At 64.7% G+C, this 14,897-nt stretch carries 13 protein-coding genes; 5 read left to right on the plus strand and 8 right to left on the minus strand.

All coding sequences use genetic code 11. The annotated features are described in order from the left end of the window. Window positions 1–5 precede the first annotated feature (5 nt). From LB547_RS16050 to LB547_RS16070, 5 genes are all read right to left on the minus strand, one after another. Window positions 6–1,067: a Gfo/Idh/MocA family protein gene (locus tag LB547_RS16050; RefSeq protein ID WP_140763030.1), complete on the minus strand. Its 1,062-nt coding sequence runs from the start codon at window positions 1,065–1,067 to the stop codon at window positions 6–8. Between the two features lie 241 nt (window positions 1,068–1,308). Then, window positions 1,309–2,148 carry a carbohydrate ABC transporter permease gene (locus LB547_RS16055; protein ID WP_140728776.1) on the minus strand — a complete coding sequence of 280 codons (840 nt, stop codon included), beginning with the start codon at window positions 2,146–2,148 and terminating at the stop codon, window positions 1,309–1,311. A gap of 226 nt (window positions 2,149–2,374) precedes the next feature. Beyond that, window positions 2,375–3,304: a carbohydrate ABC transporter permease gene (locus tag LB547_RS16060; RefSeq protein WP_140524307.1), complete on the minus strand. Its 930-nt coding sequence runs from the start codon at window positions 3,302–3,304 to the stop codon at window positions 2,375–2,377. Window positions 3,305–3,553: 249 nt separating this feature from the next. Then, complete coding sequence (locus LB547_RS16065) at window positions 3,554–4,813, minus strand: ABC transporter substrate-binding protein (RefSeq protein WP_140685619.1); 1,260 nt, start codon at window positions 4,811–4,813, stop codon at window positions 3,554–3,556. Window positions 4,814–4,930: 117 nt separating this feature from the next. Further along, a complete protein-coding gene (locus LB547_RS16070) occupies window positions 4,931–5,881 on the minus strand; it encodes an N-acetylmuramic acid 6-phosphate etherase (RefSeq protein WP_140763033.1) in 951 nt (316 codons plus the stop codon). A gap of 199 nt (window positions 5,882–6,080) precedes the next feature. Between LB547_RS16070 and LB547_RS16075 the strand changes: the two genes are divergently transcribed. The 5 genes from LB547_RS16075 to LB547_RS16095 are packed head-to-tail and all read left to right on the plus strand — an operon-like array spanning window position 6,081 to window position 11,084. Further along, on the plus strand, window positions 6,081–6,959 hold the full coding sequence (locus tag LB547_RS16075) for an N-acetylglucosamine kinase (protein ID WP_140559104.1): 879 nt from the start codon (window positions 6,081–6,083) through the stop codon (window positions 6,957–6,959). Beyond that, window positions 6,956–7,738: a GntR family transcriptional regulator gene (locus LB547_RS16080; RefSeq protein WP_140491609.1), complete on the plus strand. Its 783-nt coding sequence runs from the start codon at window positions 6,956–6,958 to the stop codon at window positions 7,736–7,738. The genes LB547_RS16075 and LB547_RS16080 overlap by 4 nt, the downstream gene beginning before the upstream one ends. Then, window positions 7,735–8,787: an SIS domain-containing protein gene (locus tag LB547_RS16085; protein ID WP_140559105.1), complete on the plus strand. Its 1,053-nt coding sequence runs from the start codon at window positions 7,735–7,737 to the stop codon at window positions 8,785–8,787. The genes LB547_RS16080 and LB547_RS16085 overlap by 4 nt, the downstream gene beginning before the upstream one ends. Next, window positions 8,784–9,962 carry an N-acetylglucosamine-6-phosphate deacetylase gene (gene nagA, locus LB547_RS16090; RefSeq protein ID WP_140559106.1) on the plus strand — a complete coding sequence of 393 codons (1,179 nt, stop codon included), beginning with the start codon at window positions 8,784–8,786 and terminating at the stop codon, window positions 9,960–9,962. The genes LB547_RS16085 and nagA overlap by 4 nt, the downstream gene beginning before the upstream one ends. Window positions 9,963–9,971: 9 nt before the next feature. Then, a complete protein-coding gene (locus LB547_RS16095) occupies window positions 9,972–11,084 on the plus strand; it encodes an NAD(P)/FAD-dependent oxidoreductase (protein WP_140763036.1) in 1,113 nt (370 codons plus the stop codon). 78 nt (window positions 11,085–11,162) lie between these two features. On the opposite strand, the gene LB547_RS16100 is transcribed toward LB547_RS16095, so the two are convergent. From LB547_RS16100 to rpe, 3 genes are all read right to left on the minus strand, one after another. Beyond that, entirely contained in the window at window positions 11,163–12,692 is a 1,530-nt protein-coding gene (locus tag LB547_RS16100; RefSeq protein WP_140763039.1) for a malonate--CoA ligase, read from the minus strand. Between the two features lie 207 nt (window positions 12,693–12,899). Continuing rightward, on the minus strand, window positions 12,900–13,646 hold the full coding sequence (locus tag LB547_RS16105; protein ID WP_140493447.1) for a GntR family transcriptional regulator: 747 nt from the start codon (window positions 13,644–13,646) through the stop codon (window positions 12,900–12,902). A gap of 415 nt (window positions 13,647–14,061) precedes the next feature. Further along, complete coding sequence (gene rpe / locus LB547_RS16110; RefSeq protein ID WP_140524315.1) at window positions 14,062–14,739, minus strand: ribulose-phosphate 3-epimerase; 678 nt, start codon at window positions 14,737–14,739, stop codon at window positions 14,062–14,064. Between the last annotated feature and the right edge of the window lie 158 nt (window positions 14,740–14,897).

Raw genomic sequence — 14,897 nt, forward strand, 5'->3', positions numbered from 1 at the left:
CCTTTTCACAATCGCACCGCCTTCCCGCTGCGCACGCTCTCGTCGGCGGCAAGGCAGACGGCGAGCGATTTCACGGCGTCGTCCATATGGCGGGTGAGATCGATATCCTCGCGGATCGCCTTGAGGACAAAAGCCTGTTCGAGATCGCAGAGATCCTGGTGGCCGGGTTCGCCCTCCATCGACAGCATCTCGTCTGGCTTGGCGAACTTGCCGTCCGCGCCGGTTTTCGCACTGTGCAGGCGGATGGTCGACGTCTTGGTGTGAGTGTCGATGTCGTCGGACTTAACGCCTTCCTTCATGACGATCGACACGCAGCCCGTCGGCGAGATGACATCTTTGACAAAGAACGCGGTCTCCGAAATCATCGGTCCCCAGCCGGCCTCGTACCAGCCGACCGAGCCGTCATCGAACAGCACCTGGAGGTGGCCGTAATTGTACATCGTGGGCGCCACCTCCTCGGTCAGCCGCACGCCCATGCCGCGCACCTCGACCGGCCTGGCGTCGGTGATCTGCAGCATGACGTCGAGATAATGCACGCCGCAGTCGACGATCGGCGAGGTCGTGCGCATCAATTGCTTGTGCGTCTCCCAGGTATGGCCGGAGGACTGCTGGTTGAGGTTCATGCGGAAGACATAAGGGCCGCCGAGCTTGCGCGCCTCGGCGATCAGCCTGATCCAGGACGGGTGGTGGCGCAGTATGTAGCCGATCACCAGTTTCCTGCCATTGGCCTTGGCGGCCGCGACGACGCGCCTGGCGTCGGCCACCGTCGTCGCCAGGGGCTTTTCGACGAAGACATGGCAGCCGGCCTCGAACGCCCTCACCGCATAGTCGGCGTGGCTGTCGGAATAAGTGGCTATGCAGGCGACATCGGGCTTTTCGTCGCGCAGCGCATCGTCGAAGGAGCGCCTGATGCCGTAGCCCGACAGCCCATTCGGCAGCGGCACGTCGGAGCGGTTGATCAACGCGGCGATCTCGAAGCCCGGATTGGTGTGATAGGCGAGCGCATGGCTGCGGCCCATATTGCCGAGGCCGGCGACGACGACGCGAAGGGGGGATTCAGAGTTCACGGAGCTGCTCCAGATATCCTGATTTGTCTTGAGAGGGTGTCACCCCACCCGGCGCTACGCGCCGACCTCCCCATCGAGGGATGGTAGGACGTCGGCGTGACCCCCGCCACGCTCAAAGAGGCTTCTCCGAAACGTGTCCCTTGGCCGTCGTGAATGAAGCCGTGACCTTCGACCTCCCCTTGATGGGGAGGTCGGCGCGCAGCGCCGGGGGGGGTGAAGGCTCCAACAGAGATTTGTCCGCTCACTTGACGGCTCCTGACGTAATGCCGCGGATCAGCTGCCGCGAGAAGATGACGTAGAGGATCAGCACCGGCATGATCGCCAGCGAGAGCGCGGCCAGGATGGCGTTCCAGTTGGTGACGAACTGGCCAAGGAAGAGCTGCGCGCCGAGGGTCACAGTCTTGGTCTCTTCCGACGGCGCCAGGATCAGCGGGAACCACAGATCGTTCCAGATCGGGATCATGGTGAAGACGGCGACTGTCGCCATCGATGGCCGCACCAGCGGCAGCACCAGCCGGAAGAAGATGGTGTATTCCGACAGGCCGTCGATGCGGCCGGCGTTCTTCAGGTCGTCCGACACCTGCCTCATGAATTCCGACAGAATGAAGACGGCCAGCGGCAGGCCTTGCGCGGTGTAGACCAGGATCAGCGCCGTCAGCGTGTTGACCAGCCCGCTCGCCACCATCAATTGCAGGATGGCGACGGTGGCCAGCCGGATCGGGATCATGATGCCCAGCGCCAGATAGAGGCCCATCAGCGTATTGCCGCGAAAACGGTATTCCGACAGGGCGAATGCCGCCATGGCGCCGAACAGCAGCACGAAGAACAGCGAGGCGACCGTGACGACGAGGCTGTTCTGGAAGTAGTGGATGAAGTCGCCCTGGCCGATCACCGTGGTGTAGCCGATCAGGTCGAAGGTCTTTGGCGTCGGCGGCGTCAAAGGCGCGCCGAAAATGCCGGCGCGGGATTTGAACGAATTCATGATGACCAGGATCACCGGGAACAGCGCGATCGCCGTGTAGGTCAACAGGACCGCATGGGCGCCGATCGTGCGGGGCAGCGAACGGGTGGCGGTGCTCATTGGATGGTCTCCTGAGGAGCTACTTTGCCGAGGAACAGCACCCAGCCACCCCCCTCTGGCCTGCCGGCCATCTCCCCCGCAAGGGGGGAGATTGGCAGCTTTGGCGCCGACACATCTCCTGCATCGCTGGTGGCTGGCGAAGGCCGTGACAACAGCTGATCTCCCCCCTTGCGGGGGAGATGTCCGGCAGGACAGAGGGGGGTGCTCGAGCTCGACATATCGCCCCCTAAAACTGATATCGACGCAGGCGCGTCTGGATGAGGAAGAGGTAGACGCAGACACCGCCGAGGATGATCAGGAACATGATCGTGGCGATGGTCGCGCCCATGTTGGGGTCGCCGACCTGCAGCTGGAAGCCGAAGAATGCGCGGTAGAGGAAGGTGCCGAGAATGTCGGTCGAATAATTCGGCCCGGCGAGCGCGCCCTGCGCGGTGTAGATCAGGTCGAAGGCGTTGAAATTGCCGACGAAGGTCAGGATCGAGATGATGCCGATCGAGGGCAGGATCAGCGGCAGCTTGATCTTCCAGAACTGCGACAGGCCGGTGATGCCATCGCATTCCGCCGCCTCTATGACCTCATTGGGGATCGACAGCAGCGCGGCGTAGATCAGCATCATGGGGATGCCGACGAACTGCCACACCGAGACCAGGCTGAGCGCGGTCAGCGCATACTGCTCCTTGCCGAGCCATGGCGTGAACAGGCTTTTGAGGCCGACCAGGTCCATCATGTGCGGTGCCACGCCCCATAGCGGCGACAGGATGAGCTTCCAGGCGAAGCCGACGATGACGAAGGACAGGATGGTCGGCACGAAGATCGCCGTGCGGTAGAAGGCCGAAAAGCGCAGCCTGGGGCTGGACAGAAGTGCGGCCAGCAGTACGCCGATCGGGTTCTGCACCAGCATGTGGATGATGAAGAACCAGACATTGTTGCGCAGCGCGTTCCAGAAATTCACCGACCAGTTTGGATCGCCGAACAGGGTGCGGAAGTTTGCCAGCCCGACGAAGACCTGGGATTGCTCGATGTTGCGGAACAGCGACAGCTGCAAAGTGCCGGCGAGCGGCAGGATCATGATCGCCGTATAGACGAGCACCGCCGGCGCCAGGAAGACGGCGATATGCCAGCGGATCGGTCTTTTCGGTCGTGCTTGTGCGGCCATGAGTTCGGTCCCCACCGATCAGGTCTGGGAAAATGCTTTCGACAACAGCGGTGCCCCTCATCCTTACCCTCTCCCGGTGAAGAACGGAGAGAGGAGGTCGCCAGCATTGCGGCAACTCCCTTTCTCACCGTCACTGTACGGGGAGAAGGTGCCGGCAGGCGGATAAGGGGCGGCGCCGTCCTTCGCAGTCGATGCTATCGAAAAACGCTGGGCCGTCCACTTGGAACGGCCCAGCTCATTGCCCGAGCCTTACTTGGCGGGCTTGTACCAACTGTCGAGGCCGTCCTGCAGCTTCTTGGCAGCGGCTTCCGGCGTATCGGTGCCGTTGATGACATTGGCCGATTCGACCCAGGTCTCGTTCTCGAGGTTCGGCGTGCCGCGCGACAGGATCTGGTAGGTCGAGCGAATCGTCGACTTGCACTTGCCGCGCCAGGAGACGAATTCCTGGGCCAGCGGGTCCTCCATCTTCACCGGCGAGGAGTTCAGGCTGAAGAAGCCCGGCAGCGCGTTGGCGTAGATGGTGGCGAAATCCGGCGAGGCGACCCAGGACAGGAAGGTCTTGGCCGCATCCGCATGCTTGGAGCCCGCATTCAGGCCCATGCCGATGTCGGTATGGTCGGAGATGTAGCAGGTGTCGCCGGCCTTCTCGACCGGCGGCGGGAAGGCGCCCATCTTGAACTGGGCCTGGGTGTTGAACAGGCCGATTTCCCACGAGCCGGCCGGGTAGATGGCGGCGCGGCCGAGCGTGAACAGGTTCTGGCTGTCCGGATAGGTCTGCGCCTCGAAACCGTCACCGAGATAGGGCTTCCACTTGGCCAGTTCCTCATAGGGCGCCACCCAGTCCTTGTCGGTCAGCTTCTGCTCGCCCTTGATGAGGGCCGCACGGCCTTCCTCGCCCTTCCAGTAGTTGGGGCCGATGTTCTGGTAGCCCATGGTCGCGGCTTCCCAGAGATCCTTGGTGCCCATCGCCATCGGGATGTACGTGCCGTCGGCCTTGATCTTGTCGAGCGCGGCGAAGAACTCGTCACGGGTCTCCGGCACCTTGATGCCGAGCTTGTCGAAGGCGTCCTTGTTGTAGATGAAGCCATGGATGACCGACGCCATCGGCACGCAGAAGGTCGCCTTGCCGTCGTCGGTCTGCCAGGCGGACTTGGCCACCGGCGAGAAGTTGTCCATGCCCGGCAGCGAGGAGAGGTCCGCGAGATTGCCCTTCTTGAACAGCTCGAGCGACTTGTCGAACGGGCGGCAGGTGATCAGGTCGCCCGCCGAACCGGCGGCGAGCTTGGCGCCGAGAGCCGCGTCATATTCGGTCGGCGCCGAGGGCGCGAACACCACCTTGATGCCGGGGTTCTTGGCTTCGAAAGCGGGGATCAGCTTGTCCTTCCAGATGGCAAGGTCGTCGCCGCGCCAGCTTTCGATGTTGAGCGTTACGTCCTCGGCGTAAGCCATCCCGGCGGAGCCGAGAATGCTGGTGCCCAGAAGCAGTGCCGTCAGTAGTTTCGTTGTCATGCTCAGTCTCCCTGTTGACCTTTTTCAGGTTCGGTTTTGATGAGAACAGAGGCGTTGCGCCCCTTGCTCCCCTCGCAAGCCTGCTTCACCCCGATGGACACCGGGATGAAACAGGCTCTATTTCTTTGTTCGAGCATGATCTTTTCCGAGAAGCGGTCTCCACTTTTCGGGATCATGCCCCAGCGCGGAAAGGGCCGGCCGCAGCTTCTGGCCGGCCTCTTCCAGTATCTTCTGCGCCGTGTCGGCGCTGTCGGCGCCGGCGGCAAGCAGAATGGCGGTCTTGACCGCACCGCCGCTCTTTTCGAGCAAACGGGCCGCGTCGTCGCGGCTGCCGCCGCTGATGGCCGCGACGATCCGCGCCGCGCGGTCGCGCAGCTTGCTGTTGTCGGCCATGAGATTGACCATGTAGCCGTCATGGACATGGCCGAGATGGATAGCGGCGAGCGTCGACAGCATGTTGAGGGCGATCTTCTGGGCCGTGCCGGCGCCCATGCGCGTCGAGCCGGCGATCACTTCCGGCGGCGTTTCGAGCAGGATGGCGGTTCCGGACAGACGCAGCAGAGCCGAGTCCCGGTTGTTGGCGATGCCGATGGTGGCCGCACCGCGACGGGCGGCTTCCTCGATCGCCCGTAGCGCATAGGGCGTGGTGCCACTGGCCGAGATTGCGATCAGGCAGTCGCCCTTGCCGATGCCGGCGTTGGCGACCGCTGTCGCGGCCTCCTCGGTATCGTCTTCGGGGCCGCCGGCCAGGGCTCTGAAGGCCCCATCGCCGCCGGCGATCAGGATGGCGATGCGGTCGCGACGGATGCCGAAGGTGCCGGGCAGCTCCAGCGCATCGGCAAGCGCCATCAGGCCGGAGCTGCCGGCCGCGGCATAGGCGAGCTTGCCGCCGCCCTTCAGGCTGCCGGTGATGATCTCGGCCGCTTTGGCAATGGAGGGAATGGCGTTGTGCACGGTCTTCGCCGCCTCGACCTGCGCATCGGCCAGCGAAGCAAGGATGGCTTCGGGAGCCTGGATATCCAGCCCCTCGGCATTCCTGTGCAGCGCTTCGGTGCGCGTTTCCGCCATCCCAATTCCTCCAATTCGAAAAACAATACCAAAAAAATACCACTTGTCCACACGCATTAACGAATTCGCGGTACCGAAATCGCTGGCGCAGGTAAATGGCCAAGTTTTTCAGTGAAATACGCTCTAACCTTTTTGCAGCGGAAATTAACCCTTGGCTATTGGTATTTTATTGGTATTATCGGCCTGGAGGAGAAATCACGTGAAATTCGTGCTTGGCATCGATGGCGGCGGCACCAGCTGCAGGGCGGCCCTGGCAATGGCGGACGGCACGGTGCTCGGCCGCGCCAAAAGCGGCGCCGCCAACATCCGCACCGACCTGACCGGCGCCCGGTCGAACATCGTCGAGGCGGCGCGGCAAGCCTTTGTCGCGGCTGGCCAGGATTCGGACCTGATCCCGCAAACACCGGCCATTCTCGGCCTCGCCGGCGCCAATGTCGGCACCTACCGGCAGCAGCTCGAGGCGATCCTGCCGTTCAGCACCAGCCGCGTCGAAACCGATGCCGAAATCGCGCTGGAAGGCGCAGTCGGTTCCGGCGACGGCGCCATGGCGATCCTCGGCACCGGCACCGCCTACATGGCGCGCAAGAACGGCAAGTCGCGTGCCATCGGCGGCTGGGGCTTCCAGGTCGGCGACCAGGGCAGCGGCGCCCGCATCGGCCGCGACCTGCTCGAACAGACCCTGCTTGCCCATGATGGCGTGCGAGCGCGCACGCCGCTGACCGATAGCATGATGGCCGTGTTCCGCGACAATCCGGAGGATGTGGTCGAGTTCACCACCAATGCCAAGCCCGGCGATTTCGGCGGCTTCGCCCCCAAAGTGTTCGAACATGCCGAAAAGGGCGACGCGGTCGCCAACTGGATCCTCGACAAGGCGGTCGCCGATGTCGAGGCCTCGCTCGGCGCTCTCGATCTCGCGGCAGACGCGCCGCTCTGCCTGCTCGGCGGGCTGGCGCCGCTCTACGCGCCGCGCCTGTCTGCACGCTACCGGGCGCTGCTTCGGGAGCCGCTCGACGATGCGCTCGGCGGCGCCGTGCAGATGGCGGTCCGCCTGTTCGCGCCGAGGGGAGCGGCTCGATGAGCGACGCCGCCGACCAGATCTTCGCCGCGCTGAAACAGTCCTCGCAAAGCGGTGCGCCGCTCTACCTGCAACTGCGCAAAAGCATTGAGGATGCCGTCAATCGCGGTCTGATCGGGCCCGGCGACGCGCTGCCTTCCGAGCGCGACATCGCCATCAAGGCCGATATTTCGCGTGTCACCGTGCGTAAGGCGGTGCAGGACCTCGTCAAGGGCGGCATCCTGGTCCAGCGCCACGGCTCCGGCACCTTCGTGGCGCCGCGCATGGAGCGGGTCGAGCAGTCGCTGTCGCGGCTGACCTCCTTCACCGAGGACATGGCGCGGCGCGGCATGGTTGTGCGCTCGGCCTGGCTCGACCGCGGCCTTTACGCGCCCTCGCCCGACGAGATGATGGTGCTTGGCCTGTCGTCGAACGAATTGGTGGCGCGCGTGGCGCGCCTGCGCATAGCCAACGACACGCCGCTGGCGATCGAGCGCGCCTCGCTGTCGGCCAGCGTGCTGCCGGACCCCGCTGGAATTGGCTCCTCGCTCTACGCAGCCCTGGAATTGACCGGCAACAGGCCGGTGCGCGCGGTGCAGCGCATCTCGGCCGCCAATCTCGGCGACGGCGACGCGCGCCTGCTCGAAGTGCCGCCGGGCATTGCCGGCCTGCACATCGAGCGTATTTCCTATCTGGCGAGCGGCAAGGTGATCGAGTTCACCCGCTCCATCTACAGGGGCGACGCTTATGATTTCGTCGCCGAACTGCGGCTGACAGGGCCGAGCGAAGAGGGCCGACCATGACGACCGAGCCGAACAAATCGACGGAGCCGACCCATATGCGGCGCGAGATCGAGGAGATCCCGCAAGCCGTCGCCCGCCTGCTCGACGGTTCCGGTGCCGTACTTTCCGAAGCCGGCCGCGGCATTCGCGAGCGCGACCCGCATTTCGTCGTCACTGTGGCGCGCGGCTCGTCCGACCATGCCGCTACTTTTATGAAGTACGCGGTCGAACTCACCGCCGGTCTTGCGGTGGCTTCGGTCGGCCCTTCCATCGCTTCGATCTATGGCCGCAAGCTCAGGCTCGGCGGCTCCGCGTGCCTGGCCATCTCGCAGTCGGGCAAGAGCCCCGACATCGTCGCCATGGCCGAAACCGCACGGGCAGGTGGCGCGCTGACCATCGCCGTCACCAACACCGCCGATTCACCGCTGGCGCGCGCCTCGGACCATGCGATCGACATCCTGGCCGGGCCCGAGCGCAGCGTCGCGGCGACCAAGACCTTCGTCAATTCCGCTGTCGCCGGCCTTGCTCTGATGGCGCATTCCACCGGCGACGAAGCGCTTCTCAAGGCGCTTGCCCGCTTGCCCGAGCATTTCGGCAAGGCGATCGCCTGTGACTGGATGAGCGTGCTCGTCGAAACGATCGAAAAGCAGAAGTCGCTGTTCATCCTCGGCCGCGGCCCATCCGCGGCGATGGCCAACGAAGCGGCGCTGAAATTCAAGGAAACCTGCGGCATGCATGCCGAGGCCTACAGTGCTGCCGAAGTCATGCATGGCCCGCTGGCGCTGATCGGCCCCGATTTTCCGGTGCTGGCGCTGGCCGCGCGCGACGCGTCCGAACCGTCCGTAGCCGAAGCCGCCGACAGCCTGGCGGCCAAGGGGGCGCCGGTCTTCGTCACCTCGATGCTGGCGAACAAGGCCATACGCCTGCCGCATGTCGCCACCGGCCATCCACTGACCGATCCGCTGACGCTGATCGTGTCCTTCTACGTGTTCGTCGAGGCCCTTGCGCGCCACCGCGGCCTCGATCCGGACACGCCGCGCAACCTTCGCAAGGTGACGGAGACCGTATGAGCGACCGTTTCGCCCTGACTGGCGCCCGTATTTTCGACGGCGACGACTGGCATGACGGTCATGCCCTCGTCGTGCGCGACGGTCTGGTCGAGGCCATCCTGCCCACCGGCGCGCTTGCCGCGGATATGCGCCGCGTCGACACCGGCGGCGGCATGCTGACGCCGGGCTTCGTCGACATCCAGGTCAATGGCGGCGGCGGCGTCATGCTCAACGATCACCCCGATGTCGCCTCGATCGAGACCATCTGCCGGGCGCATGCGCCGTTCGGCACCACGGCGCTGCTGCCGACGCTCATCACCGATACGGCTGATATCACCGCCGCGGCGATTGCCGCTGGCGAGGCGTCGGCACTGCGGAAAGTGCCGGGGTTCCTCGGGCTGCATCTGGAAGGTCCGCATCTGTCGATCGCCCGCAAGGGCGCGCATGACCCGGCGCTGATCCGGCCGATGACGGACAAGGACGAGGCGATGCTGATCGCGGCGAGAGCCAAGCTCCCGGTGCTGCTCACCACGATCGCGCCCGAATCCGTCGAGGCGACCCGCGTGACGGCCTTGGCCAAGGCCGGCATCATCGTCAGCCTCGGCCATTCCGACAGCGGCTACGCCACGGCCAAAGCATTCAGCGAGGCCGGCGCCAGCGTGGTCACGCATCTGTTCAACGCCATGAGCCAGATCGGCAACCGGGAGCCGGGACTGGCCGGCGCCGCCATCGACATCGGCGGCCTGTCCGCGGGACTGATCGCCGACGGCATCCATGTCGATCCCGCCACCATCGCAATAGCGCTGCGGGCCAAAGAGGGGCCGGGCAGGATCGTGCTGGTCACCGACGCCATGGCGACGATCGGCACCGACATGACCTCCTTCACGCTCAACGGCCGCACCATCTACCGCAAGGACGGCAGCCTGCGGCTTGCCGATGGAACGCTGGCCGGCGCGGATCTCGACATGATCTCGGCTGTGCGTTTCACCCATCGCAGCGTGGGCGTGGAGCTTTCCGAGGCCTTGCGCATGGCCTCTCTCTATCCGGCGCAGGCGATCGGCCAGTCGCACCGGCTCGGCCGCTTCGCCAAGGGCACCGCCGCCGACATCGTTGCGCTTTCAGACGATCTCGACATCAAAAGGGTCTGGATCGGCGGCGACAAGGTTTTTTCGACCAGCGCCGGCGGGCAACGGTGAAAGCCGGCAATGCCTGACGTCGATTGCGTCGTCGCCGGAGCCGGCGTCGTCGGGCTCGCCATCGCCAGGGCGCTCGCCCTGTCGGGCCGCGAAGTGCTGGTGGTCGAAAAGGCCGCTTCGATCGGCACCGTCACCAGTTCGCGCAATTCGGAAGTCGTTCATGCCGGGCTCTATTACGCGCCCGGAAGCCTGAAGGCGCGTTTCTGCGTCGAAGGACGCGAACGGCTCTATGCCTATTGCCGCGAGCGCGGCATCGGCCATCGACGCACCGGCAAGCTGATCGTCGCCCTCGGACCAGGCCAACTGCCTCGGCTCAATGCAATCCGGGCCAATGCGGAACAATGCGGCGTCGACGACCTCGATTTGCTGACCGCCGCGCAAGCAGAAAGCCTCGAACCGGCGCTGAGCTGCGCCGGGGCGCTGCTGTCGCCGTCGACGGGCATCGTCGACAGCCGGGGGCTGATGCTGTCGCTGCGCGGCGACGCGGAGGCGGCCGGTGCGTCGTTCGCCTTCCTGACCGCCGTCGCAGCGGCGACGGTCGAGGCCGACGGGATTCGTGTCACCACGCGCGATGGCGACGGCGAGACGTTCGCGTTGAAAGCCGGCGCTTTCGTCAACGCCGCAGGGCTCGACGCGCAGGCGCTGGCCGGCCGCATCGAAGGGTTCCCGCAAGAGCTCGTGCCGCCGCTCTGGCTGGCGCGCGGCAACTACTTTTCGCTTTCGGACCGCTCGCCATTCTCGCGGCTGATCTATCCAGTGCCGGTCAATGGCGGCCTGGGCGTGCACCTGACCCTCGACCTCGGCGGCAGCGCGCGCTTCGGCCCCGACGTCGAATGGATCGGCCAGGCGGACTATACGGTGGATCCCGGCCGCAGCACGGTCTTCTATGACGAGATCCGGCGCTATTGGCCGGATCTGAGGGACGGCGCCCTGCTGCCGGCCTATGCCGGGATCAGGCCGAAACTGTCGGGCCCGAACCAGCCGGCGGCCGACTTCATGGTGCAGGGGCCGGCCGACCACCGCGCGGGCCGGATCGTCAACCTGTTCGGCATAGAGAGCCCGGGCCTGACGGCAAGCCTGGCGCTGGCCGAGCATGTCGTCGGTCTCTTGTTCCCCCGATAGTGCCCAGGCGACCGCACGAAACTGTCGCGATGCCTCCCGTCCAAACAAGCGGGATGAGGTATCCTTGCCTGGATCGACTTAGCTGGCGGGACTGCTTATGGAAAAAAGGTCCTTGTAGGTATCGCGCAGCAGATTCTTCTGCACCTTGCCCATGGTGTTGCGCGGCAATTCGTCGACGAAGACCACGCGCTTGGGATGCTTGTATTTCGCCACGCGCGCGGCAATGGCATTGAGTATCTCGGCAGCGGTGACGGTCGAAGCCGGCAAGCGAACCACGACGGCCGTTACGCCTTCGCCGAAATCGGGATGGGCAACGCCGATGACGGCACTTTCCAGGACGCCGTCAAGCGCGTCGATCTCGCTCTCGAGCTCCTTGGGATAGATGTTGTAGCCGCCCGAGATGATCAGGTCCTTGCCGCGGCCGACGATGTGGACATAACCGTCGGGGTCGATCATGCCGAGATCGCCTGTGATGAAGAAGCCGTCGTCGCGGAATTCCGCTTTGGTCTTTTCCGGCATGCGCCAGTAGCCGGAGAAGACATTCGGCCCCTTGACCTCGATCATGCCGACCTCGCTTTGGGCAAGCGGCCTGCCAGTGTCGGGGTCGGCGATGCGCAACGACACGCCGGGCAAGGGAAAGCCGACGGTGCCGGCGCGGCGCTCGCCATCATAGGGGTTCGAGGTGTTCATGTTGGTCTCGGTCATGCCGTAGCGCTCGAGAATGGCGTGGCCTGTGCGCTCGCGCCAGGCCCTGTGCGTCTCGGCCAGCAGCGGCGCCGAGCCGGAAACGAACAGGCGGATGTTTCTTGCCGCCTCGCGGGTCAGCCCGTCCTGCTGCAAGAGCCGGACATAGAAGGTCGGCACGCCCATCAGCGCCGTGGCGTCCGGCAAGAGCGCGACGACGCGCCCTGCGTCGAATTTCTGCTCGAACAGCATCGAGGCGCCGGCCATCAGGATGACGTTGGTGGCGACGAACAGCCCATGGGTGTGGAAGATGGGCAGTGCGTGGATCAGCACATCGTCCGATGTGAAGCGCCAATAGTCGACCAGCACGCGCGCATTCGAGGCGAGGTTCTCGTGGCTGAGCATGGCCCCTTTCGAGCGGCCGGTCGTTCCCGACGTGTAGAGGATCGCCGCAAGATCGTCGGGACCGCGCGCGACGTCGTGGAAGTCGGGCGATTGCCGCGACGCCTGGTCCGCCAGCGATCCTTCGCCCTTGCCGTCGAGGGTGACGGCAAGAGCTCCGCATTTTTGCGCCAGGGCGTCGATGTCGGCTACCCGTGCCGGATCGCAGACGACCAGCCGGGGCTCGGCGTCGCCGAAGAAATAGGCGAGTTCGGCCAGCGTATAGGCGGTGTTGAGCGGCAGGAAGACGGCGCCGGCGCGCAGGCAGGCGAGGTACAACAGCATGGCTTCCGGGCTCTTCTCGACCTGCACCGCGACCCGGTCGCCGGGCTCTACGCCGAGTTGCAAAAGCGCGTGCGCCAGTTGCGCCGAGCGCGCCAGCATGTCGCCATAGGTCAGCACGCGGCCGTCATCCGTCCGCATCAACAGGCGTCCGGGCTTCGGCATCCGGGACCGGAAAATGTCGAACAGATGATTGCTCATGAGGTCTTCCTGCGTCTGGCGGAGAAAGGCATGCATCGGACGGAGCCGGGCCTGTCTTCCGGGTCGGCCGCTTTGCGCGGCGCCAGACTGTTGGCGGTTCTTGCCGACCCGTCAAGCCCGCAAGGGCGGCTCCACGCGGCCGCCATGACCATGCCGCCGGGCGAAAGCGGAAGGCTTTGGCGGCAAAGGCTGGGGCGCGATGCGGCGCTACCGTGGCGTGCGCTCGGCCCTGGCGCTGGCCGGCTCTGATGCTTCGACCTGCTTGAAGCGCTCCATGCACATCGCTGCCGTCAGGCGATAGTGATTGAGCAGGGCTTCGACCGCGGCGTCGGCATTACCGTCCAGCGCATTTTCCGCGATCAGGCGGTGCTCCGCAAAATCGTCGCGCTGGACGCCTTCGCCGTTACTGGCCATTCGCCGGTAGCGGTAGGCGTGATCGGAAAGCTGGTCGCAAAACCCCACCAGCCATCGCGACCGGCAGGCCGAGATCAGCGCACGGTGGAAAGTGCGGTGCAGTCTCTCCCAGTCCGGATTGAGCGACGACAGATCCGTTGGCATGAGACGTGAGGTGCGCCCCAACCGATGCAACGCCAGAACCAGCTGTTCTTCCCATTCGGCGGTGCGGTGGGCGATGGATTCGCGAAGCGCCCGTTCCTCGAGCCAGCAACGGGTACGTGTCAATTCCTCGAGCTCTGCCGCGCTGACCGGCATGATGAAGAAGCCTCGCTGGTCATGCCGACCGAGAAGCCCTTCCGAAGCCAGGCGATTGAGAGCCTCACGAACCGGGGAAGCGCCGGCGCCATATTTGGAAACAACCCACTCAACCCGCAGCTTGCTCTCGGTTTCAAAGGCGCCCCGCAGAAGATCGGCACGGAGTTGATGATAGACAGTGCTGGCGAGCGTACTCTTCGAGCCTGTGCCGTCGTCATTCAGATTGGCAGCTGCGTATGTCAAAATCGGCTCCTTGTCCCCAAATCTGGTCCTGGGCAATTCGAGTCCGAGAAACAGTTCCCTTTCCGTACACGTACCCTACCGCGCGCGCCTCGACGCGCTCAAGCGGGAGATCGCGTCATTGTACTTTAGAACAAAGAAATATGCACGATCCTATATCTGGTCGAACGAAATCGTGTTCGGCTACAACCGGCGGAAATTTAACGTGTTTATATGCAGGATCACTGTTCTTCCGTGCCTCCGCGCGAACCTCTTTTCCGTCGCGCGCAAAAGACACCGAACAGTGGGACCGAATCAGGCCTTTTATCCTGCCCATGGCTTTTGTCGCGGGGCCAGCCGCAGCGAAGCGCGCAGTGCAGGCCCCCGGGGTTGACCACGTGGGGAGATCCTGGCCTCCATCGGTTCTTGTGCGGTGCTTTTAGCCGGCTGCCTTGTCGGCCGCCGTCCTGATCGCCTCTATATTTGCCCGGTACGCTTCCACGCTGCCGCCCTTGAAGATGGCGGCGCCGGCCACCAGCACATCGGCGCCGGCGGCGGTCACCAGCGGCGCGGTTTCGGGCGACACGCCGCCGTCGATCTCGATGCGGATCGGCCGGCCGCCGATCAGCGCCTTGACCCGCCTCACCTTGTCGACGATTGCCGGAATGAAGGCCTGGCCCCCGAAACCCGGGTTGACGGTCATGATCAGGATCAGGTCGAGCCTGTCGAGCACGTATTCGATCGCACTTTCCGGCGTTGCCGGATTGAGCGAAACGCCGGCCTTCTTGCCGAGATTCCTGATCGTCTGCAGCGAGCGGTCGAGATGCGGCCCGGCCTCGGCATGCACGGTCATGCCGTCGCACCCGGCCTCGGCGAAGGCTGCCAGATAGGGATCGGCCGGCGCAATCATCAAATGGCAGTCGAAGAAAGCCTTGGTGCGATTGCGGATCGCCTTGATCACCGGCGGACCGAAGGTGATGTTGGGGACGAAATGGCCGTCCATCACATCGAGATGGATCCAGTCGGCGCCGGCTGCCGCGACGGCCTCGACCTCGTCGCCCAGCTTCGAAAAGTCCGAAGCCAGCACCGAAGGTGCGATCAAGGTTTTTTTCGTCATGATGACGGGGCCTTTCCGAGCGCCTTTTTCATCTGATCACTGCCTAAAGCGCAGCCGCTGACTTGTCGAGGGTGCGAGCTTGGCGGTTCCACAGCTGGGGTAGTGCGGCGTCCTCTTCGTGTTGCAGCTTCAGCCTGCCCGGCCACGAAGAACCCCGC

Source organism: Mesorhizobium sp. B264B1B (assembly GCF_020165765.1).
Classification (GTDB): domain Bacteria; phylum Pseudomonadota; class Alphaproteobacteria; order Rhizobiales; family Rhizobiaceae; genus Mesorhizobium.

Excerpts from the sequence above, each read along its gene's own strand:
- LB547_RS16085 (WP_140559105.1), top strand. The coding sequence starts at position 7,735 with ATGACGACCGAGCCGAACAAATCGACGGAGCCGACCCATATGCGGCGC.
- LB547_RS16060 (WP_140524307.1), bottom strand. The coding sequence starts at position 3,304 with ATGGCCGCACAAGCACGACCGAAAAGACCGATCCGCTGGCATATCGCC.
- rpe (WP_140524315.1), bottom strand. The coding sequence starts at position 14,739 with ATGACGAAAAAAACCTTGATCGCACCTTCGGTGCTGGCTTCGGACTTT.
- nagA (WP_140559106.1), top strand. The coding sequence starts at position 8,784 with ATGAGCGACCGTTTCGCCCTGACTGGCGCCCGTATTTTCGACGGCGAC.
- LB547_RS16070 (WP_140763033.1), bottom strand. The coding sequence starts at position 5,881 with ATGGCGGAAACGCGCACCGAAGCGCTGCACAGGAATGCCGAGGGGCTG.
- LB547_RS16100 (WP_140763039.1), bottom strand. The coding sequence starts at position 12,692 with ATGAGCAATCATCTGTTCGACATTTTCCGGTCCCGGATGCCGAAGCCC.
- LB547_RS16095 (WP_140763036.1), top strand. The coding sequence starts at position 9,972 with ATGCCTGACGTCGATTGCGTCGTCGCCGGAGCCGGCGTCGTCGGGCTC.
- LB547_RS16055 (WP_140728776.1), bottom strand. The coding sequence starts at position 2,148 with ATGAGCACCGCCACCCGTTCGCTGCCCCGCACGATCGGCGCCCATGCG.
- LB547_RS16065 (WP_140685619.1), bottom strand. The coding sequence starts at position 4,813 with ATGACAACGAAACTACTGACGGCACTGCTTCTGGGCACCAGCATTCTC.
- LB547_RS16080 (WP_140491609.1), top strand. The coding sequence starts at position 6,956 with ATGAGCGACGCCGCCGACCAGATCTTCGCCGCGCTGAAACAGTCCTCG.